The sequence below is a fragment of the Stenotrophomonas sp. ATs4 genome, assembly GCF_051861585.1.
Lineage (GTDB): Bacteria > Pseudomonadota > Gammaproteobacteria > Xanthomonadales > Xanthomonadaceae > Stenotrophomonas > Stenotrophomonas maltophilia_AS.
This window is the reverse complement of sequence record NZ_JBLYPK010000015.1, coordinates 38,173-58,277: the sequence shown is the minus strand read 5'-3', so window position 1 is coordinate 58,277 and position 20,105 is coordinate 38,173. Positions and strand designations below refer to the sequence as shown.

18 protein-coding genes are annotated in these 20,105 nt (G+C 66.3%); 13 read left to right on the top strand and 5 right to left on the bottom strand.

Annotated elements, in window-relative coordinates:
* Positions 1-184: 184 nt before the first annotated feature.
* A complete protein-coding gene (locus ABR323_RS20905) occupies positions 185-1,900 on the bottom strand; it encodes a M28 family metallopeptidase (protein ID WP_439450681.1) in 1,716 nt (571 codons plus the stop codon).
* 86 nt (positions 1,901-1,986) lie between these two features.
* Entirely contained in the window at positions 1,987-2,649 is a 663-nt protein-coding gene (locus ABR323_RS20900; protein WP_439450680.1) for a hypothetical protein, read from the bottom strand.
* 95 nt (positions 2,650-2,744) lie between these two features.
* Here ABR323_RS20900 and ABR323_RS20895 point away from each other — a divergent pair, with 95 nt between their 5' ends.
* On the top strand, positions 2,745-4,043 hold the full coding sequence (locus ABR323_RS20895) for a murein hydrolase activator EnvC family protein (RefSeq protein ID WP_439450679.1): 1,299 nt from the start codon (positions 2,745-2,747) through the stop codon (positions 4,041-4,043).
* A 107-nt stretch (positions 4,044-4,150) separates the two neighbouring features.
* Positions 4,151-5,671, top strand: a complete 1,521-nt coding sequence (locus tag ABR323_RS20890) for a S41 family peptidase (protein ID WP_439450678.1) — start codon at positions 4,151-4,153, stop codon at positions 5,669-5,671.
* A 106-nt stretch (positions 5,672-5,777) separates the two neighbouring features.
* On the opposite strand, the gene ABR323_RS20885 is transcribed toward ABR323_RS20890, so the two are convergent.
* Positions 5,778-6,470: a rhomboid family intramembrane serine protease gene (locus tag ABR323_RS20885; RefSeq protein ID WP_004138280.1), complete on the bottom strand. Its 693-nt coding sequence runs from the start codon at positions 6,468-6,470 to the stop codon at positions 5,778-5,780.
* 226 nt (positions 6,471-6,696) lie between these two features.
* On the opposite strand from ABR323_RS20885, the gene ABR323_RS20880 reads away from it, so the two are divergent.
* Positions 6,697-8,064, top strand: coding sequence for an outer membrane protein transport protein (locus ABR323_RS20880; RefSeq protein WP_439450677.1), 1,368 nt, complete (start codon positions 6,697-6,699; stop codon positions 8,062-8,064).
* A 142-nt stretch (positions 8,065-8,206) separates the two neighbouring features.
* On the top strand, positions 8,207-8,806 hold the full coding sequence (pnuC, locus tag ABR323_RS20875; RefSeq protein ID WP_439450676.1) for a nicotinamide riboside transporter PnuC: 600 nt from the start codon (positions 8,207-8,209) through the stop codon (positions 8,804-8,806).
* Between the two features lie 119 nt (positions 8,807-8,925).
* Here pnuC and putA read toward each other — a convergent pair whose 3' ends face one another.
* Positions 8,926-12,144: a bifunctional proline dehydrogenase/L-glutamate gamma-semialdehyde dehydrogenase PutA gene (gene putA, locus ABR323_RS20870; protein WP_439450675.1), complete on the bottom strand. Its 3,219-nt coding sequence runs from the start codon at positions 12,142-12,144 to the stop codon at positions 8,926-8,928.
* A 274-nt stretch (positions 12,145-12,418) separates the two neighbouring features.
* On the opposite strand from putA, the gene ABR323_RS20865 reads away from it, so the two are divergent.
* From ABR323_RS20865 to ABR323_RS20840, 6 genes are all read left to right on the top strand, one after another.
* Positions 12,419-12,895: a DUF2244 domain-containing protein gene (locus ABR323_RS20865; RefSeq protein WP_135272059.1), complete on the top strand. Its 477-nt coding sequence runs from the start codon at positions 12,419-12,421 to the stop codon at positions 12,893-12,895.
* Positions 12,896-12,906: 11 nt separating this feature from the next.
* A complete protein-coding gene (gene coxB, locus ABR323_RS20860; protein ID WP_439450674.1) occupies positions 12,907-13,872 on the top strand; it encodes a cytochrome c oxidase subunit II in 966 nt (321 codons plus the stop codon).
* 61 nt (positions 13,873-13,933) lie between these two features.
* Positions 13,934-15,541 carry a cytochrome c oxidase subunit I gene (gene ctaD, locus ABR323_RS20855; protein WP_176022036.1) on the top strand — a complete coding sequence of 536 codons (1,608 nt, stop codon included), beginning with the start codon at positions 13,934-13,936 and terminating at the stop codon, positions 15,539-15,541.
* An 8-nt stretch (positions 15,542-15,549) separates the two neighbouring features.
* A complete protein-coding gene (locus tag ABR323_RS20850) occupies positions 15,550-15,819 on the top strand; it encodes a hypothetical protein (RefSeq protein WP_439450673.1) in 270 nt (89 codons plus the stop codon).
* Complete coding sequence (locus ABR323_RS20845; RefSeq protein ID WP_439450672.1) at positions 15,816-16,406, top strand: cytochrome c oxidase assembly protein; 591 nt, start codon at positions 15,816-15,818, stop codon at positions 16,404-16,406. Before ABR323_RS20850 ends, ABR323_RS20845 begins: the two co-directional genes overlap by 4 nt.
* 14 nt (positions 16,407-16,420) lie before the next feature.
* Positions 16,421-17,296 carry a cytochrome c oxidase subunit 3 gene (locus tag ABR323_RS20840; protein ID WP_135272063.1) on the top strand — a complete coding sequence of 292 codons (876 nt, stop codon included), beginning with the start codon at positions 16,421-16,423 and terminating at the stop codon, positions 17,294-17,296.
* A gap of 20 nt (positions 17,297-17,316) precedes the next feature.
* Here the strand turns inward: ABR323_RS20840 and ABR323_RS20835 are convergent, their stop codons facing one another.
* Entirely contained in the window at positions 17,317-17,535 is a 219-nt protein-coding gene (locus ABR323_RS20835; protein ID WP_010484233.1) for a twin transmembrane helix small protein, read from the bottom strand.
* Between the two features lie 57 nt (positions 17,536-17,592).
* On the opposite strand from ABR323_RS20835, the gene ABR323_RS20830 reads away from it, so the two are divergent.
* Genes ABR323_RS20830 through ABR323_RS20820 form a run of 3 tightly spaced genes read left to right on the top strand, consistent with a single transcriptional unit; the run spans position 17,593 to position 20,103 of the window.
* The gene (locus ABR323_RS20830) at positions 17,593-18,309 is read left to right on the top strand and encodes an SURF1 family protein (RefSeq protein ID WP_439450671.1); all 717 of its coding nucleotides are present in this window, start codon (positions 17,593-17,595) and stop codon (positions 18,307-18,309) included.
* A gap of 50 nt (positions 18,310-18,359) precedes the next feature.
* Positions 18,360-18,929 carry a hypothetical protein gene (locus ABR323_RS20825; RefSeq protein WP_439450670.1) on the top strand — a complete coding sequence of 190 codons (570 nt, stop codon included), beginning with the start codon at positions 18,360-18,362 and terminating at the stop codon, positions 18,927-18,929.
* Positions 18,930-18,939: 10 nt separating this feature from the next.
* Positions 18,940-20,103, top strand: coding sequence for a COX15/CtaA family protein (locus ABR323_RS20820; protein WP_439450669.1), 1,164 nt, complete (start codon positions 18,940-18,942; stop codon positions 20,101-20,103).
* The last annotated feature ends 2 nt before the right edge of the window (positions 20,104-20,105 follow it).

Sequence of the window (20,105 nt, the reverse complement as noted above, 5' to 3'; positions counted from 1 at the left end):
GGCAACTACCAAGGGCAGGCGGACCAACAGTAGATCCACGCCATGCGTGGATGCTCTCCGCAGGGAACCAACACGCCAACCAAGGTTGGCAGCTACAACTGCAGTGCGATTGCGCACAAAAAAAGCGGCGCCCCAAGGGGCGCCGCTTTGACCTCAACGATGTTCAGTCGAGCCTGGCTCGACTCTACTTTGCTGCGGCCGGTGCCTTGTCCTTCATCATCGCATCGCGGGCCGCCTTGAACGGGTTGCCTGCATACCAGTTCGGCCAACGATCGCCGCCGGCCAGCTCCTTGCCTACGCCATACATCAGCTGCAGGTCCTCGACCGTGCCGTCCAGCTTCCAGGTGGCTGCATCGAACTCGTCCTTCGGGCCGTGGTAGCGGTTGGCGCCGTAGTCGGCCGCAGCCTTGCGGCCGGCCTCCACGCCACCGTCGCGCAGGTCTTCGCCGCCATCGGCGTACAGGGCCGGCACGCCGGCCTTGGCGAAGTTGAAGTGATCCGAGCGGAAGTAGAAGCCGCTCTGCACCGAGGTCTCACCATGCAGGGTGCGGTCCTGGGCCGCAGCCAGCGGCTTGAGGATGTCTTCCAGCTCCGAGCTGCCGAAGCCGGTGACGGTCACGTCCTTCGCACGGCCGGCCACCGACATCGCGTCGATGTTGATTACACCGGCGATCTTGTCCAGCGGGAAGGTCGGATGGGCAACGTAGTACTTCGAGCCCAGCAGGCCGGATTCTTCAAGGGTCACCGCCAGGAACACCACCGAACGCTCCGGCTTCGGCTCCTGGTGGGCCATCGCTTCGGCCACCTCGAGGATGCCGGCCACGCCGGTCGCGTTGTCGACCGCCCCGTTGTAGATGTTGTCGCCGGTCTCACCCTCATGCTTGCCCAGGTGATCCCAGTGCGCCATGTACAGCACGGCTTCGTCGGCACGCCTGCTGCCCGGCAGCACGCCCACCACGTTGCGTGACTGCTTCTGCGCGATCTGGCTCTTCAGATCGACTGCGGCGGTGGCCTTCAACGGCACCGGCTTGAAGCCGCGCTTGCTGGCGTCCTTGTAGGCCTGCGCCAGGTCCAGGCCGGCACCGGCGAACAGCGCCTTGGCAGCCTCCGCACTCAGCCAGCCCTGCACCGGGATGCGGGCTTCCGGATCATCCTTGGCCGGCAGGTCGTACTGCGGGCCGGCCCATGAGTTCTTCACCACGTCCCAGCCATAGGAAGCGCCCGCGGTGTCGTGAACGATCAGCGCAGCGGCAGCGCCCTTGCGAGCGGCCTCCTCGAACTTGTAGGTCCAGCGGCCGTAGTAGGTCATGCGCTTGCCGTCGAACAGCTTGGCGTCATCGACGTGGAAGCCCGGATCATTGACGAACATGACGACCGTCTTGCCCTTCCAGTCCTGGCCGGCGTAATCGTTCCACTTCTGCTCCGGCGCATCGACGCCGTAGCCCACGAACACCAGGTCGCTGGCATCGACCTTCACCTCGGCCTGGCCGGTACGGGTACCGACCACCATGTCGGTGCCGAACTTCAGCTCGGTGGTCTTGCCGCCCTGGGTGATCTTCAGCACGGTCGCTTCATCGGCCGTGGTCTCGGTCATCGGCACGTCCTGGAACCAGCTGTCACCGTTGCCGGGCTGCAGGCCGATGCGCTGCATCTGGTCGCGGATGTAGTTGACCGTCAGCTCTTCGCCCTTGCTGCCCGGCGCGCGGCCTTCGAATTCATCCGAGGCCAGGGTCTTGACCATCTCGGCGAAATCGCCGGCGTTGATCTCAGGCGAGAACGAATGGGCGGCTGGCTTGGCAGCAGAAGTGTCGGTGGCCGGCGCGGGCGCCGGGGTGTCTTCGCCTTTGCAGGCGCTGAGCGCGGCCGCGGCGGCCAGGCACAGGAGGAGTTTGCGGGGCATCGTCGGTTCCTGGAAAACAGAGGGCGGCCGCACCTCATGCACGACCGTTAACAGCGAGTATCACCGAACCGCTAGGCTCGGTGCGCTCAATCCGCCGGAGCGGTTTCGGTGTCGAACGGGATCGGCTCGGCGCCGGTGACCGGGCCGATACGGGCGGTGCGATGCACGTACAGCACCACCTCGCGCTCGAACTGCAACGGGCCGTTGACCACGGCGTTCGGGCCAATGATCACCCGCGGCTTGCGGCTGGCGGTGAGCGAGACACTGAAGTTCGGCTTGCGCACGTGCACGCCACCGTTCACCTGCGAACCGATGCCGACGGTGATGTCACCGTTCACAGTCTCGACATCGTTGCCAACGCGGCTCTCGACCAGGCCGATGCCGCCGTTCACGGTCTCGACACCGCCTTCGATCTGGCTGCCGCGATCGGTGAAGATGCTGCCGTTGACGGTGCTGACACTGCCGCGGGCAATCACTTCGCGGCCCAGGCGTACACCGCCGTTGACCGTTTCGATCTTGCCGGTGCGTGCGCGGTCGGCAACCTTCACCCCGCCGTTGACGGTGTCGATGCTGCCGGTCTCGACGCCTTCGCCCACACGGATGCCGCCGTTGACCGTGTCCAGCTTGCCGTAGCGCTGGCCGGCGTCGGCGCTGATGCTGCCGTTGACCTTGCTGATGTCTTCCTGGGCCGCAACCGGCCCGGTGGCGAGCAGCACGCCCAACAGCAGCGGAATGGAAAGAGATTTCATGGGGACCTCGATGGATGTGCGGCTGGCAGGCCGCGTGCGGAGATGTCACCATTCCCCGGTACCCCCTGCAACTGCCTGAAGTCACTGGAAAGCCCTTGCGCGACAACGCCTTCCCATCACGCCGACATCACATCGCCGCCCAACGCGGCGGGCGCTGCCTGCTGTTGGGGCTGGCATTGGCGCTGGCCCTGCCGCTGCCCGGGGCTGCGCAGACCACGCGCGAGGCCGAGCGCAAGCTGCAGAAGCTGCGCAGCGAACTGAAAGGTGTGGCGCAGGAACGCCGGCAGATCGAAGGACAGCGGGGGCAGGCCTCGCAACAGCTGCGCGAGGCAGATGAGAAGGTAGCCCGCACCGGCCGTGTGCTGGCGCAGACCGAAACCGCGCTGCGCGAGCAGGGCCACGCCTTGGCCGAAGCCGAGCAGCGCCGCAGCACCCTGCAGGCCAACCTGGCCCAGCAGCACCGCGAGCTGGCCGGGCTGCTGCGCGCGGCGTATCAGTTGGGCAACCACGCACCGCTGAAGCTGCTGTTGTCCCAGGACACCGTGGCCGATGCCAACCGCGCCCTGGCCTACCATCGCTACCTGCAGCGCGAACGCGCGCAGCGCATCACCACGCTGACCGCCGACCTGAAGGAACTGGAAGCGCTGCAGGCGCAGATCGCCCAGCGCAAGCAGAAGCTGCAGGGTGCACAGCAGGACCAGAAGCAGCAGGCTGCGGCGCTGGAAGCCGACCGTCGCGATCGCGCAAAGACCGTGGCCTCGCTGGACGAGCGCTTCAAGGACCAGCGCGAGAAGGAACAGGCGCTGGGCCAGGATGCCAAGGCGCTGGAAACGCTGCTGGCCAACCTGCGCGCTGCAGCTGCCCGCGCCGAAGCAGAGCGCCGAGCCGCAGCGCGTCGTGCCGCAGCAGAGAAGGCCGCGGCCGAACGTGCCGCACGCCAGGCCGCAGCACAGGGGCGGCCGCCGCCGCCCACCAAGGTTCCGCCTGCAGTGGCCTCGGCGCCTGCGCCGAAGGTCGGTGGCCTGGGCTGGCCGTTGTCCGGCAACCTGCTGGCGCGCTATGGCGGCAAGCTGCCTGATGGGCGCACCAGCAGCGGCGTCCTGATCGGCGCGCCGGCGGGCAGCACCGTTACTGCCGTGGCCGATGGCACTGTGGTGTTCTCCGACTGGATGACCGGCTACGGCATGATCCTGATCGTCGACCACGGCAACGGCTACATGAGCCTCTACGCGCACAACGACACCCTGCTCAAGGATGCCGGTGCCCGGGTCAGCCGTGGCGACGCGGTGGCAAAGGTCGGTAATTCCGGCGGCCAGGGCGTCACCGCGCTGTACTTTGAGCTGCGTCGTGGCGGGCAGCCGGTCAACCCGGACAGCTGGCTGCAGCGGCGCTGAATTCCGGCTGGCCGCACGCCGCTGGATTCAACGGGAATTTAGCCACGCTTCGCGCATAATCGGTGCATGTGCCTTGGGCACGATGCCATCGTCGACAGGAGTGATCCATGCGCGCAGCCCGTACCGCCACCCTCTTGCTGGCTCTGTTGCCAGCGCTGTCCTGGGCGCAGCAGACCGCGCCCGCCCCGAGCCAGGAAACCAGCGGGCAGGCGGCGAACAGCGAGGAGGCGGTGACCTCGAAGGTGCCGCTGGAAGACATCCGTCGCTTCGTGGCGGTCTACAACGCGGTTCGCGCCGCCTACGTCGATCCGGTCGATGACAAGAAGCTGATGCAGTCGGCGGTGCGCGGGCTGCTGCTCGACCTTGATCCGCACAGCACCTATTTCAACAAGGAAGACGCGCAGGCCTTCGACGAGCAGGCCAGCGGCGCCTATGAAGGCATCGGCGTGGAACTGCAGCAGCAGCCGGACAACGCCAGCATGAAGGTGATCTCGCCGATCGACGACACGCCTGCGGCGAAGGCCGGCATCCTTGCCGGTGATCTGATCATCGCCATCGACGGCAAGCCGATCAGCAAGATCGACGCCAGCGAACCGCTGCGAGGCGCTGCTGGCAGCAAGGTGGTGCTGACCATCGTGCGCGAAGGCAAGCCCAAGCCGTTCGATGTCAGCCTCACCCGCCAGACCATCCGCGTGACCAGCGTGCGCAGCCGCCTGCTGGAGCCGGGCTACGGCTACATCCGCCTGAGCACCTTCCAGGCCGACACCGGTTCGGATTTCCAGAAGCATGTGCAGCAGCTGCAGAAGCAGTCCGGTGGTCAGCTCAAGGGCCTGGTACTGGATCTGCGCAGCAACCCGGGTGGCCTGTTGACCGCCGCCGTGCAGGTCGCCGATGACCTGCTCGACAAGGGCAACATCGTCAGCACCCGTGGCCGCATCAGCATCAGCGATGCACGCTTCGATGCAACGCCGGGCGACCTGTTGAAGGGTGCACCGGTGATGGTGCTGGTCGATGCCGGTTCGGCCAGTGCTTCGGAAGTGCTGGCCGGCGCGCTGCGCGACAACAAGCGTGCGCGCGTGATTGGCAGCCGCACCTTCGGCAAGGGATCGGTGCAGACCGTGCTGCCGCTGGACAACGGCGATTCGGTGAAGCTCACCACCGCGCGTTATTACACGCCCAGCGGCAAGTCGATCCAGGCCACCGGCATCGTGCCGGAGGTCGAACTGAAGCCTGCCGCGCGCCCGGAAGAGGATGCCCTGCCCGCCAGCCTGAGCGACTACAGCGAAGCGACCCTGCCGGGCCACCTGCGTGGCGACGACGAAGGCACCGAGGGTTACCACGCCGGTGCAGTGCTGCCGGGCGATGGCCCGATCAACGACGCGCTGGCCGAGCTGAAGAACCCGGGTTCCGTAGCTGCACGCCTGAAAGCCGAGGCCGCCAAGGCCGCCGCGGCCAAGGCTGCGAAAGCGGAGGCCGCAAAGCCGCAGGTCAAGCCGGACGCGAGCGCCGAGCCGAAGCCGGAAGCAAAGCCGGAAGCAAAGCCGGAAGCAAAGCCGGAAGCAAAGCCGGAAGCAAAGCCGGAAGCAAAGCCGGAAGCAAAGCCCGCACCGGTCCCGGCCAAGCCCTGAGGTAGCGCCGGGCCATGCCCGGCGAAGATCGATTCCGGCCCGGTATCGCCCCGGGGAGGTAGCAACGGAGCGTGGAACCGGCCGGTGGCCGGCACTACCGGACCTGTCAGAACCCGTGGCGCTTGCGCAGCTTGCGCGCGATCGCCGCGCGCACGTAGACCCCGTACACCAGGCCGAACATGAAGCCGCCGATGTGTGCCCACCAGGCGACCATGCCGAAGCTCGGGCCAATGTGGGCGAACACCACCTGCAGTGCGGCCCAGACGCCGATCAGCAGGTAGGCCGGGGCACGCACGAACTCCAGGAAAAGGCCCAGCGGGATCACCACGCCCAGCCGGGCGCCCGGGAACAGGGCCAGGTAGGCACCGATCAGCGCCGACACCGCGCCGCTGGCACCGATGATGATCTGGTCCGGGCTGCCCATGGTGTAGATCGCGACCAGGTTCGATACCGCGCCGCCCACCAGGAACAGCAGCAGCAACCGCCACGGCCCCAGCACCCGCTCGGCGGGCAGGCCGAAGATCAGCAGGAACACCAGGTTGCCCAGCAGGTGCGACCAGTCCGCGTGCAGGAACAGGGCGGTGAACAGGCGCAGCACGCTGCCGTCCTGCAGGGTTGCCCACCAGTCCAGCGGGTGGGTCAGGCCGGTGGACAGGGCGCCCCAGTCCAGCCAGAGACTGCCCCGGGCGTCGTCCGGGCGCGAGATCGACCACAGGAACGCCAGCCACAGTGCCGCAAACAGCACGGGCGTGGCCCAGCGCAGGGCCGCCTTCTTGCGCGACGGGAGGGAGACGAACATGGGCAATAGCCTAGCGCGCGGGCGCCTGCGGCGGGATTTGTCCTGTTCAGCTTTTGAGACGAAAAAAGCGCCTGCGCTGTTATTGTTTCATTAACAGCTCTGGGTAATACTCGCATACGGCGTCGTATGTCGGGAGGGGAATCCGGCGCGCTCCGAAGGGCCCCAAGGCCTGCCGGGCGCAGGCGCACTCAGAGCACCATCACCGCTTACCGGAGAGAGAACTACGATGCAAACCGCTTCCACCATTGCCCGACTGACCCTGCTGGCCGTCGGCGTTGCCGGTGCGCTGGCTGCCGCCGATGCCAACGCTGCCGCCTTCCAGCTGAAGGAAAACAGCGCCAAGGGCCTCGGCCGCGCGTTCGCCGGTTCCGGCAGCGCCGAGGGCGACGCCTCCATCATCGCCGTCAACCCGGCCGGCATGCGCCAGCTGGAAGGCACCATGATCCAGGGCGACGTCAGCGCCATCAGCTTCGGCGCCAAGTACAAGGGCACCGGCCGTACCGGCGTCAGCGCCCGCACCCCGAACGGCTTCCCGGCCCAGGGCGGCAACGGCGGCGACGCTGGCATGATCGCCCCGGTTCCGGCCGCGTATTTCCACATGCCGATCGGCGAACAGGCTCACTTCGGTGTGTCGCTGACCGCTCCGTTCGGCTTCAAGACCGAATACGACAACGGTTGGGTGGGTCGCTACAGCGGCCTGAAGACCGATCTGAAGGCCATCGACCTCGGCTTCGCCGCGTCGTATGACGTCAACCCGTACGTGTCCTTCGGTGCGTCGGTGTTCGTCGAGCACCTGACCATCGAACTGAGCAACGCCATCGACTACGGCAGCATCCTGGCCGGTGCTGGCGCTCCGGGCTTCACCCCGGGCAGCTCGGATGGCACCCTGAAGATCGAAGGTGACAACAATGCCGTGGGCTGGACCGTCGGTGGTCTGTTCTCGATCGACGAGAACACCCACATCGGCCTGAGCTACCGTTCCAAGGTCAAGCACAAGATCACCGGTGGTGATGCGACCTTCGGCGGCGCCGATCGTGCCCGTGCCCTGCTGACCAACTCGCCGAACACCCGTGGCTGGTTCATGGACACCAGCGGCAAGGCCAACGTCACCATGCCGGCCTCGGCTACCCTGAGCGTGACCCACAAGGTCAACGACCGCTGGACCGTGATGGGCGACGTGACCCGTACTGCCTGGTCGACCGCGTTCGACAACGTCACCGTCGACTACGCTTCGCCGCAGCCGAATTCGGAGCTGAAGTTCGGTTACCGCGACACCACCTTCGTATCGCTGGGCGCCGACTACAAGCTGAGCGACACCGTCACCCTGCGCGGTGGTGTTGCGCTGGACCAGACCCCGACCACCGACGCCCACCGCGACGTGCGCGTGCCGGATACCAGCCGCAAGTGGCTGTCGCTGGGCGTGGGCTGGACCCCGTCGGCAAACACCGAGTACAACCTGGGCTACACCCACCTGTTCACAAGCGACCCGAACGTGAACGTGCCGGCGACCACTGCCAACCAGGGCAACTCGCTGTCGGGCAAGTACAAGGTCCGTGGCGACGTGCTGGCTGCTTCGTTCCAGTACAAGTTCTGATCCAGGCCTCGGCCTGACGCAGTACCCGGAGGGCCCCGCGCAAGCGGGGCCTTCTTTTTTTCTGGGGCGGTTTGGGGCATCCACGCATGGTGTGGATCTACCGGGTTGTCTACGCGGCGCGCGGATCCACGACAATAGCGGCATGAACCTGTCCGATCCGAACTTCCAGCTGGAGCTGGCAGCCAACATCGCCGTCGCCGGCTCGATCCTGCTGGCCGGGCGCAACAACGTGCACACCTGGTGGCTGGGCATCGTCGGCTGCGCGCTGTTTGCCGCGGTGTTCGAGCGCTCCCATCTGTACGCGGACATGGTGCTGCAGTTCTTCTTCATCGCCATCAGCCTGCTGGGCTGGTGGCAGTGGCTGCGCGGCGACCATGGAGCGCCGCTGCCGATCACCTCGCTGCGACCACGCGCATGGGCCTGGCTGGCGCCGCTGGCGGTGGTGGCGACCTTCGGCTATGGCTGGATGCTGACCCACCTGACCAACGCCTACGCGCCCTACATCGATTCGGCGGTGCTGGTGCTGAGCGTGATCGCGCAGATCCTGATGATGCGGCGCAAGCTGGAATCGTGGTGGGTGTGGCTGCTGGTGAACACCGTTGCGGTGCCGCTGTACTACAGCCGTGGCCTGCACCTGACCTCGATCCTGTACGTGGGCTTCTGGATCAACGCGCTGGTGGCGTTGCGCCATTGGCGCAGCCTGATGCGGGATGAGGCCGGCACGGCGCCTGAAACACTGTAGCGCCGAGCCCATGCTCGGCTGCACCGTACAAGCCGAGCATGGGCTCGGTTCTACATGAAACAGAGGCACAAAAAACCCCGCTTTCGCGGGGTTTTTCGTTTACCGCATCAACCGGGCGATCAGTCGCCCAGGGTCAGCAGCGAGGCGTTGCCACCGGCGGCGGTGGTGTTCACCGTCACCGTCTTTTCGGTGGCGAAGCGCAGCAGGTAGTGCGGGCCGCCGGCCTTCGGACCGGTGCCGGACAGGCCCTGGCCGCCGAACGGCTGCACGCCGACCACCGCACCGATCTGGTTGCGGTTGACGTAGACGTTGCCGACGTGGACGCCGTTGCTGATGCGGTCGACGGTTTCGTCGATGCGCGAATGCACGCCCAGGGTCAGGCCGTAGCCGGTGGCGTTGATCTGGTCGATCACCGCGTCGAGCTGGTCGCCCTTCCAGCGGATCACGTGCAGCACCGGACCGAACACTTCCTTCTGCAGCTGGCCCAGGTCCTTCAGCTCATACGCGCGCGGTGCGAAGAAGGTGCCGTTGGCTGCCTCAGCCGACAGCTCGGCGGCAGCGATCAGGCGTGCTTCGCGGTCCATGCGCACGGCGTGGTCCTGCAGGATCTGCAGCGCGTCGGCGTCGATCACCGGGCCGACGTCGGTGGACAGCAAACCGGGGTTGCCGACCTTCAGTTCCTTCATCGCGCCGGCCAGCATGGTCATCACCTTGTCGGCGATGTCGTCTTGCACGAACAGCACGCGCGCGGCCGAACAGCGCTGGCCGGCGGAGGTGAAGGCCGAACCGATCGCGTCCTTGACCAGCTGTTCCGGCAGTGCCGAGGAGTCGGCGATGAAGGCGTTCTGACCACCGGTCTCGGCAATCAGCACGCCGATGGCAGCATCACGTGCGGCCATCGCGCGGTTGATCGCACGGGCGGTATCGGTGGAGCCGGTGAAGGCCACGCCGGCCACGCGCGGGTCGGCGGTCAGCGCGGCACCGACGGTGGCACCGTCGCCCGGCAGGAACTGCACCACTTCGGCGGGCACGCCGGCGTCGTGCAGCAGCTTCACCGCGTAGTAGCCGATCAGGTTGGTCTGCTCGGCCGGCTTGGCGATGACGCTGTTGCCGGCGGCCAGGGCGGCAGCGACCTGGCCCAGGAAGATCGCCAGCGGGAAGTTCCACGGGCTGATGCAGACGAACACGCCACGGCCGTGCAGCTGCAGCTCGTTGGATTCACCGGTCGGGCTCGGCAGCTTCTCGGCGTGGCTGAACTGCTCGCGCGCCTGCTTGGCGTAGTAGCGCAGGAAATCCACGGCTTCGCGCACTTCGGCGATGCCGTCGGGCAGGCTCTTGCCGGCTTCCTTCACGCACAGCGCCATGAACTCGGGCATGCGCGCTTCCAGCTGGTCGGCGGCATGTTCGAGGATGGCGGCGCGGCTGGCGGCCGGGGTGCGGTTCCAGGCCGGCTGTGCAGCCACGGCATTGGCCAGCGCCTTCTGCACGGTGGCGGCATCGGCGGCCAGCCACTGGCCAACCACTTCGCGGGTGTCGGCCGGGTTGGTCACCGGCTGCGTGGCGCCGGCCGGGTTTGCACCCGGCACCAGCGGCGCGGCCGACCACGGCTTGACGGCGGCGTTGAGCTGCTCGGCCAGGGCGCGCAGTTCGTTGTCGTTGGCGAGGTTGGCGCCCATGGAGTTCTTCCTGTCGTGGTTCTGGCTGCGCAGCAGGTCAACCGGCAGCGGGATCTTGGGATGCGGAATCGATTCGAACGAGGCGACCATCTCGACCGGATCGCGGATCAGGTCGGCGATCGGGACGCGCTCGTCGGTGATGCGGTTGACGAAGCTGGAGTTGGCGCCGTTTTCCAGCAGGCGGCGCACCAGGTACGGCAGCAGGTCTTCATGCGAACCCACCGGTGCGTACACGCGGCAGGGCAGGTTCAAGCGATCGGCCGGCACCACTTCGGCGTACAGGTCATCGCCCATGCCGTGCAGCTTCTGGTGTTCGTACACACCGCCATTGGCGATGCTGCGCACCGCGGCGATGGTGTGCGCGTTGTGCGTGGCGAACATCGGGTAGATCGCGTCGGCATGGGTGAACAGACGCTTGGCACACGCCAGGTAGGACACGTCGGTGTTCTGCTTGCGGGTGAACACCGGATAGCCCGGATAGCCTTCGATCTGCGCGCGCTTGATCTCGGCGTCCCAGTAGGCGCCCTTGACCAGGCGCACCTGCAGGCGGCGTCCGGCGCGGCGCGCCATGTCGGCCAGGTGGTCGATCGTGTACGGGGTGCGCTTCTGGTAGGCCTGCACGACCACGCCGAAGCCATCCCAGCCGGCCAACGAGGCATCGCCGAACACCTGCTCGATGATGTCCAGCGACAGTTCCAGGCGGTCGGACTCTTCGGCGTCGACGGTGCAGCCGATGCCGTAGCTCTTCGCCAGCTGCGCCAGTTCCAGCACGCCCGGCACCAGGTCGGTCAGCACGCGCTCGCGCTTGGCATGCTCGTAGCGCGGGTACAGCGCCGACAGCTTGATGGAGATGCCCGGGGCATTGTTGACGTCGCCGTCCGGGCGGCCTCCGCGTGCCTTGTGATCGCCGCCGATGGCGTGGATCGCACGACGGTAGTCTTCGAGGTAGCGAAGCGCGTCCTTCATGGTCAGCGCGCCTTCTCCGAGCATGTCGAAGGAGTAGCGGTAGTTCGCGTTGTCGCCCTTGTGCGAGCGCGACAGCGCTTCGCTGATGGTGCGGCCCATGACGAACTGGTGGCCCATGATCTTCATCGCCTGGCGCACGGCCAGGCGCACCACTGGCTCACCCACGCGGCCGACCAGGCGCTTGAACGCGCTGGGGGCATCGGCGCGGGTGGCGTCGTTCATCTGCACCAGCTTGCCGGTCAGCATCAGGCCCCAGGTCGAGGCGTTGACCAGCACCGAGTCGCTGCCGCCCAGATGCTTTTCCCAGTCGGCATCGGCCAGCTTGTCGCGGATCAGCTTGTCGGCGGTGTCCTGGTCCGGAATGCGCAGCAGCGCTTCGGCCACGCACATCAGCAGCACGCCTTCCTCGCTGCCCAGGTCGTACTGGCGCATGAAGGCTTCGATCGCGCCCTGGTCCTTGGCGCGCACGCGCACGCGGGCGACCAGGTCGGCGGCCAGCGCCTGCACCTTGGCCTGTTCCTCGGCGGGCAGGCGGGCCTGCGCCAGCAGCTCGCGGACGTGGCTGGCCTCGTCCTTCAGCCAGCCATCGGTGATGGCCTGGCGGAACGGGTTGGGGGACGCCGGCAGTTCCGGCGACAGCAGCGCCGGGGAACGCAGAGCGTCGCCGGCAGCAGGGAGAGAGGAGGGTGCGTTCATGCCGGTCCGGCCAATGGAAAACTTGGCGATTTTAATCATTTTTGCGCCTTGGGGAAGTGCCCTGAAGCCCCCTTCGTGAAGGGCTGATAGCCCCTAGCCGTGGTGGGTTCAGCGTGTTCAGCAAGCGCGGCAGTATTTGTGCTGAATTCGTCATATGCGTTGCCGGGGTCATGCTGTGTTGCAGCATCGGAAAAAGTGTGAATGCACCCTTGCTACTGGCGAGAGGGCGGGGCTACCATCGAGACGTTTCCCGCGGCAGGAACGCGGTTGCGACATGATCGAGGTGCTGACAGCTCCAGATGGATCAGGTACGCAGCTGCGACTGCGTCCCCCACGGGCGCTTGATGCCCGGCAGTTCGTCCTGTTGTTTGCTGTGTTGTCGGGAGCGATGTGGCTGGTGTCCGCCCTCGGGTGGTTGGCCGGCAATGCATTCGCCCCCGTGTTCGCGCTGCTGTACAGCCTGCTGCTGGCAGCCGCGTTGCGCGCGTTGTGGCGCAGCGGTGAACGGCAGGAGGAGATCCGGGTCGTGCCGGCGTACGTGGAGGTCATTCCCGTACCCGGTGGATCGCCGGTGTTCCGGGCCCACCCCCACTGGGTGCGCCTGCTCACCGATGATGAGAGGGTCCGGCTGGCATCCAGCGGCCGGCAGGTGGAGGTGGGGAGTTTCCTCGCGCCGGCCGAACGTCAAACGCTTGTTGAAACGCTTGAAGATTTGCTCGCCGCCAGCGATGGCGGCAACCGACGACGCTAAGGGTCTAGGCAATGAAGCAAAGCAGAGGGTGGGGCACGAAGTGCGTTGCAATGGCCGCCGCGATGGGGGCCCTGCTGTCGATGCCGGGGACGGCGCTGGCCCAGGCGGCCGATCCAAAGCCGTGGCAGCTGAACATGGGCAAGGGGGTGACCCAGACCTCGCGCCTGGCCTGGGAATCGAACAATCTTTCGCTGATCGTCTGTACGGTGATCGGCGTGATCGTGTTCGGTGCCATGGCCTATGCCATGTTCAAGTTCCGAAAATCCAAGGGCGCGGTCGCCGCTACCTTCAGCCACAACACCAAGGCCGAGGTGATCTGGACGGTGATCCCGGTGATCATCCTGGTGGTGATGGCGTGGCCGGCCACGGCCAACCTGATCAAGATGTACGACACCCGCGATGCCGAGATGACGGTGAAGGTCACCGGCTACCAGTGGATGTGGAAGTACGAGTACCTGGGCGAGAACGTCACCTTCACCAGCCGCCTGGACCGCGAGTCCGACCGCATGCGGCAGAGTGGCAAGGTACCGACCCGCGAGAGCCATCCGCACTACCTGCTGGACGTGGACAACCGGCTGGTACTGCCGGTCGATACCAAGGTGCGCTTCGTCATCACCTCCGACGACGTGATCCACGCCTGGTGGGTGCCGGCGCTGGGCTGGAAGCAGGATGCGATCCCCGGCTTCATCAACGAAGCCTGGACCAGCATCGAACAGCCCGGTGTCTACCGCGGCCAGTGTGCCGAGCTGTGCGGCAAGGACCATGGCTTCATGCCGGTCGTGGTCGAGGCGGTGTCCAAGGAAGACTTCAAGCAGTGGCTGGCGCAGCGCAAGCCTGCGCCTGCACAGGTGACGCCTGCCGCGCCCGCCGAACCTGCCGAACCTGCCGCACCTGCCAGTGAGGCGCCGGCGCAGCCGGCAGCACCGGCTGCCGCCGAGGCCGGCAACGCGCCTGCCGCAGCGGCCAGCGGAGCCTGATGTAACTGTCCGCGGCCGTATCACGGCCGCGGCGACAACCGATCCTGAGAGGTGTTTTGCAATGGCGCACTCGGCAGTTGGGCACGACGATCACCATCACCCGCAGAGCTTCTTCGAGCGTTGGTTCTTCTCGACCAACCACAAGGACATCGGCACGCTGTACCTGGGTTTCAGCTTCATCATGTTCGTCATCGGCGCGTTCATGAGCGTGCTGATCCGACTGGAACTGGCCCAGCCCGGCATCCAGTACATCCGTCCGGAAATCTTCAACCAGTTGACCACCGTGCATGCGCTGGTGATGATCTTCGGCGGCGTGATGCCGGCGTTCGTCGGCCTGGCCAACTGGATGATCCCGCTGCAGATCGGTGCGCCGGACATGGCGCTGCCGCGCATGAACAACTGGTCGTTCTGGCTGTTGCCGGTGGCCTTCAGCCTGCTGTTGCTGACCTTCCTGCTGCCCGGCGGTGCGCCGGCCGGTGGCTGGACGCTGTATCCGCCGCTGTCGCTGCAGGGCGGCTACAACGTCGCCTTCACCGTGTTCGCCATCCACGTGGCCGGCATCAGTTCGATCATGGGCGCGATCAACATCATCGCCACCGTGCTGAACATGCGCGCGCCGGGCATCGACCTGCTGAAGATGCCGATCTTCTGCTGGGCGTGGTTGATTACCGCGTTCCTGCTGATCGCAGTGATGCCGGTGCTGGCCGGTGCGGTGACGATGCTGCTGACCGACAAGTTCTTCGGCACCAGCTTCTTCAACGCGGCCGGTGGTGGCGACCCGGTGATGTTCCAGCACATCTTCTGGTTCTTCGGCCATCCCGAGGTCTACATCATGATCCTGCCCGCCTTCGGCGTGGTCAGCGAGATCATCCCGACCTTCAGCCGCAAGCCGCTGTTCGGTTACCAGGCGATGGTCTACGCCACCGCGGCGATCGCATTCCTGTCGTTCATCGTCTGGGCCCACCACATGTTCACCGTGGGCATGCCGCTGGGTGGCGAAATCTACTTCATGTTCGCCACCATGCTGATCTCGATCCCGACCGGCGTGAAGGTATTCAACTGGGTGAGCACCATGTGGCGCGGCTCGCTGACGTTCGAGGCGCCGATGCTGTGGTCGGTGGCCTTCGTCATCCTGTTCACCATCGGCGGTTTCTCCGGCCTGATGCTGGCCATCGTCGCCGCCGACTTCCAGTACCACGACACCTACTTCGTGGTGGCCCACTTCCATTACGTGCTGGTGACCGGCGCGGTATTCGCGCTGATCGCCGCGGTCTACTACTGGTGGCCGAAGTGGACCGGGCGCATGTACAGCGAGAAGTGGGCCAAGGTGCACTTCTGGTGGTCGATCGTGTTCGTCAATCTGCTGTTCTTCCCGCAGCACTTCCTCGGCCTGGCCGGCATGCCGCGCCGCATTCCCGATTACAGCGTGGCCTTCGCCGACTGGAACCTGATCAGCTCGATCGGTGCGTTCGGCATGTTCGCCACCCCGTTCATGATGGCCGCGATCCTGCTGTCCTCGCTGCGCAATGGCGAGAAGGCCGAGGCGCGTTCCTGGGAAGGCGCGCGTGGACTGGAGTGGACGCTGCCGTCACCGGCACCGGCGCACACCTTCACCACGCCGCCGACCATCCGCCCGGGGGATCTGGCGCATGACGACATCACGCATTGAGGTGGGACATGCATAACGAGAGCCCGCTGCAGACCTGTAGAGCCGAGCCATGCTCGGCTGATGCCTTGGGTAGAGTCGAGCCAAGCTCGACTGACGAAAAGCAGCCGAGCATGGCTCGGCTCTACAACACCGAAGAGCAGCCGACCAGCGGTCGGCCTTACCAGAGCGGAAGCATTGAACAGCAACGCCAGCGCGCCAAGCGCACGGCGATGTGGGTCGGCGCCATCGCCGTGCTGGTGTACGTCGGTTTCATCCTCAGCGGGGTGATCGGCCGATGAGCGAAGCACCGGCCAGCACCGCATCCCGCAGTGCCGGGCTGCCGCGCCTGATCGGCGTGGCGGTGGCCGTGTTCCTGCTTACGTTCTCGCTGGTGCCGCTGTACCGCATCGCCTGCGAGAAGGTGTTCGGCGTGCGCCTGGAGCGCGGCCCCGGCAGCGAGGCCAGCGCCAGTGCCGCCAATGGCAAGCGCACCGTGCGCGTGGAATTCGATGGCGGCGTCAATTCACGGCTGCCGTGGTCGTTCCATCCCGAACAGTTGACCATGGACGTGGTGCCCGGCGAGCTCAACGAAGCGCTGTACTTCGCCCGCAACGACAGCCAGCAGGCCGTGGTCGGCAGCGCGGTGCCTTCGGTGGCACCGGCGCGGGCGTCAGGGTTCTTCAGCAAGACCGAGTGCTTCTGCTTCACCGCGCAGACGCTGCAGGCCGGCGAGAAGCGCGACATGCCGGTGCGTTTCATCGTCGATCCGGACCTGCCGCCCGAGATCAGGACGATCACCTTGTCCTACACCTTCTACCGCAACGATGCGTTGTCCGATCGGCTGGCTCCCGCCGCTGCCTCGGCAGGCGCCCACGCTGCTCCCTGACCCGGATACCGACCATGGCCCAGACACCTACCGACGCCAACGTGTACTTCGTCCCGGCCCAGAGCAAGTGGCCGTTCGTCGGTTCCATCGCGATGATGGTGACGATGGTCGGCGTGGCCAGCTGGCTCAACGATGCCAGTTGGGGCCGCTGGACGTTCTACATCGGCGTGGCGATGCTGGTGCTGACCTTGTTCTGGTGGTTCAGCGACGTGGTGCGCGAATCGCAGGCCGGCAACTACAACCACCAGGTGGATGGATCATTCCGGATGGGGATGATCTGGTTCATCTTCTCCGAAGTGATGTTCTTCGGCGCCTTCTTCGGTGCGCTGTTCTACACCCGCAACCTGGGTCTGTCCTGGCTCAGTGGCGAAGGCCGCGGGGTGATGACCAACGAGCTGCTCTGGCAGGGTTATTCGGCGGGTTGGCCGACCAACGGGCCGGCAGCGATCGGCGGTGCGTTCCAGACCATCCCGGCCTGGGGCCTGCCGCTGATCAACACGTTGATCCTGCTGACCTCCGGCGTGACCCTGACCATCGCCCATCACGCGCTGAAGGCTGGCAACCGCCGCCAGCTGCTGATCTGGCTGGGCATCACTGTAGTGCTTGGTCTCGGCTTCCTGACCCTGCAGGCGGAGGAGTACATCCACGCCTACAAGGAATTGAACCTGACGCTCGGCTCGGGCATCTACGGTTCGACGTTCTTCATGCTGACCGGCTTCCACGGCGCGCACGTGCTGCTGGGCACGATCATGTTGATCGTGATGTGGCTGCGTTCGGCCAAGGGGCACTTCACCCGCGACAACCATTTCGGTTTCGAAGCCGCCGCGTGGTACTGGCACTTCGTCGACGTGGTGTGGCTGATGCTCTTCATGTTCGTCTACGTGCTTTGATCACGCACGCATCGGTGGCCTCAGCCGCCGATGCCGTGCGGTTTGATCCAGCCCATGTAGATGCTCACGATCACCAGTACGATCAAGGCCACCGACACCCCGATGCGGCGCGTCAGTGCGTTGACCGTGCGCTTGGTCTGGCCGCGGTCGACCAGCAGGTAATACAGGCCGGCGCCCAGGTTCCAGACGATGACGATCAGAAACGCGATTACCAGCAGGGTCTTCAGCGAATCACTCATGCGCGGCTCGAGGGCAGGGTGGATGTGCCTATCTGACCGCGTTTGCGCGGACTTGTCATGATGCGCCAGCACACGCCCCTGATCGGATGGTTGTTGGCGCTGCTGGCGATGGCCGCGTTCACTGGATTGGGGCTGTGGCAGTTGCAGCGCATGCATGCCAAACAGGCAATGTTGGATGCACAAGGTCCAGCTGCGGCGCAGGTGATGACGTTGGCGCAGGCGCTGGCGGCTCCCGGCGCATTGCACGGCGTGGCCGACCATGGTCGTTTCCTGCCCGGCGTGGTGCTGCTGGACAACCAGACCCGGCATGGCCGCGCTGGAGTGAAGATCTACCGCCCATTCCGCAGTGACGAGGGCAGCGTGATGCTGGTCGATCTAGGCTGGCGCGCGCTGCCGCCGGATCGCACCCTGCCGGATGTGCCGGCACCACCTTCGCCGGTGGCGGTGCGCGGGCTGCTGGCGCCACCACCGTCGGCCGGGCTGGCACTGGGCCCGGCGTTCTCCGCTACCGGGGAGGCCGGGCGCTGGCTGGCCAGCCGCTTGCCCGCCGAGGGCCTGGCGTCAGCACTGGAATTGCCCGCACTGCCCGAGCGGGTGCTGCGACTGGATCCAGCGCTGCCGTTCGGTGACGAGCGCGACCTGGACCTGTTGCCGAACACGCTGCCGCCGCAGCGCCACCTGGGCTACGCCGTGCAGTGGTTCGGGCTGGCCCTGACCGTGCTGGTGGTGGCGCTGGTGCTGGAGCGGCGCCGGAGGCGCGTGATTACCCGGTAGTGCCGGCCGCTGGCCGGCATCCCTTACCCAACCATGAGAAAATGCCCCGCATGAACACTGCTACGTCCCCGCAGGCGCGCGGCTCCGGCCGCCGGACCCTGGTGCTGCTGTTTGCCGTGTTCTTCGGGGCGATGGCGCTGGCCGCCGTGCTGCGCTTCACCGGCTGGCAGCCGACCGGGCACCGCAATGCGGGCCAGTTGCTGAAGCCGCCGGTGGATCTGCGCCAGCAGGCGCCGACCCTGGCCAGCGGCCAGCCCTACGCCTGGAACCCCGAGGCCCGTACCTGGCGTCTGCTGGTGGCACCGGCCGGCAACTGTGACGCGCAGTGCGTCACTTTGTCGCAGGGACTGGGCAAGGTGTGGCAGCTGTTCGGCCATAACGCCGATAATGTCGAGATTCTGTGGCTGGGAACGCCACCGGCGTCGATCGCCTCGCTGCCCGCGTTGCGGCCGCTGGCTCCGTCGCCAGCCCTGCGCGCGGCGCTGCCTGGCGTCGACGATCCGGCGGGATTGCCGGTCTACGTGATCGATCCGAACGGCTTCGTGATCATGCGTCATGCCCCGGGCACCGACCTGGGTGGCCTGCGCAAGGACATGGCCACGTTGCTGAAACTGAAGTGAGTCCCGTTTGATGAGCCTTTCCGCGCGTCCGGCGCTGCACCGCAATTTCCACCGCCTGGCGTGGTTCGCCATGATCATGACCGCGAGCACGATCATGTTCGGTGCCTTCGTGCGCCTGTCCGATGCCGGGCTGAGCTGCCCGGACTGGCCGACCTGCTATGGCCAGGCCACCTGGCCGCAGCACGTGGAAGAGACCATTGGCCACCCGGCAACCGACATCCGTCCGCTGGAAACCCACAAGGCCTGGCGTGAGCAGGTGCACCGCTTCCTGGCTGGCGCGCTGGGCATCGAGATCCTGACCCTGGCGCTGCTGGCCACGCGCAAACGACGCTTCGGAAGCACGGCGGTGGTGACCGCCTGCGTACTGGTGGCCGCCGGCATACCGCTGTACATGATGGGCTGGCATGGCACGGCCAGCGTGCTGGCGTTGATTGGCGAGGCGATCCTGCTGATCGCCGCACTGCGCTGGAGCAACATCGACCTGGCGCGCGCTGCACTGCTGACCCTGGCGGTGGTGATCTTCCAGGCTCTGCTGGGCATGTGGACGGTGACCTTGCTGCTCAAGCCGGTGGTGGTGATGGGTCACCTGCTGGGCGGCATGCTGATGTTCGGCCTGTTGGTGTGGATGGCCTGGCGCGCAACGCACATGCCGATCACCCTGGCCGAAGCGCCAAAGCTGAAGTGGCTGCTGCGCATCGGCGTGGCCGTGTTGGTCACCCAGATCGCACTGGGTGGTTGGGTCAGCGCCAACTACGCGGCGCTGGCCTGCGGCGGCGGCAGCGCCTCGCTGGACAACTTCCCGCGTTGCGCCAACCAATGGTGGCCGCAGCACAATTTCGTCGAGGGTTTCACCCTGTGGCGCGGCATCGGCGTGGACTACGAAGGGGGCGTGCTGGATGGCGCCTCGCGTATCGCCATCCAGATGGCGCACCGCATGTTCGCGGTGGTGGTGGCCGTCTACCTGCTGTGGCTGGGCGTACGCCTGTTCCGGTTGCCGAGCATGCGTGGCTGGGCCAGCGCGCTGATGGCGCTGCTGCTGCTGCAGGTCACCCTCGGCATCCTCAATGTGAAGCTGGCGCTGCCGCTGGAAGTAGCGGTAGCCCACAACGGCGTGGCCGTTGCCCTGTTGTTCGTGCTGGTCAGCCTGCTGGCCCGCCTGCGTGCCCCGGACTGATT

Bases quoted from the DNA above. Each gene is read 5' to 3' on its own strand.
- ABR323_RS20890 (WP_439450678.1), top strand. From the start codon at position 4,151: ATGCGCGCAGCCCGTACCGCCACCCTCTTGCTGGCTCTGTTGCCAGCG.
- coxB (WP_439450674.1), top strand. From the start codon at position 12,907: ATGAAGCAAAGCAGAGGGTGGGGCACGAAGTGCGTTGCAATGGCCGCC.
- putA (WP_439450675.1), bottom strand. From the start codon at position 12,144: ATGAACGCACCCTCCTCTCTCCCTGCTGCCGGCGACGCTCTGCGTTCC.
- ABR323_RS20845 (WP_439450672.1), top strand. From the start codon at position 15,816: ATGAGCGAAGCACCGGCCAGCACCGCATCCCGCAGTGCCGGGCTGCCG.
- ABR323_RS20905 (WP_439450681.1), bottom strand. From the start codon at position 1,900: ATGCCCCGCAAACTCCTCCTGTGCCTGGCCGCCGCGGCCGCGCTCAGC.
- ABR323_RS20820 (WP_439450669.1), top strand. From the start codon at position 18,940: ATGAGCCTTTCCGCGCGTCCGGCGCTGCACCGCAATTTCCACCGCCTG.
- ABR323_RS20835 (WP_010484233.1), bottom strand. From the start codon at position 17,535: ATGAGTGATTCGCTGAAGACCCTGCTGGTAATCGCGTTTCTGATCGTC.
- ABR323_RS20885 (WP_004138280.1), bottom strand. From the start codon at position 6,470: ATGTTCGTCTCCCTCCCGTCGCGCAAGAAGGCGGCCCTGCGCTGGGCC.
- ABR323_RS20825 (WP_439450670.1), top strand. From the start codon at position 18,360: ATGAACACTGCTACGTCCCCGCAGGCGCGCGGCTCCGGCCGCCGGACC.
- ABR323_RS20865 (WP_135272059.1), top strand. From the start codon at position 12,419: ATGATCGAGGTGCTGACAGCTCCAGATGGATCAGGTACGCAGCTGCGA.
- ctaD (WP_176022036.1), top strand. From the start codon at position 13,934: ATGGCGCACTCGGCAGTTGGGCACGACGATCACCATCACCCGCAGAGC.
- ABR323_RS20900 (WP_439450680.1), bottom strand. From the start codon at position 2,649: ATGAAATCTCTTTCCATTCCGCTGCTGTTGGGCGTGCTGCTCGCCACC.
- ABR323_RS20850 (WP_439450673.1), top strand. From the start codon at position 15,550: ATGCATAACGAGAGCCCGCTGCAGACCTGTAGAGCCGAGCCATGCTCG.
- ABR323_RS20840 (WP_135272063.1), top strand. From the start codon at position 16,421: ATGGCCCAGACACCTACCGACGCCAACGTGTACTTCGTCCCGGCCCAG.
- pnuC (WP_439450676.1), top strand. From the start codon at position 8,207: ATGAACCTGTCCGATCCGAACTTCCAGCTGGAGCTGGCAGCCAACATC.
- ABR323_RS20880 (WP_439450677.1), top strand. From the start codon at position 6,697: ATGCAAACCGCTTCCACCATTGCCCGACTGACCCTGCTGGCCGTCGGC.
- ABR323_RS20830 (WP_439450671.1), top strand. From the start codon at position 17,593: ATGATGCGCCAGCACACGCCCCTGATCGGATGGTTGTTGGCGCTGCTG.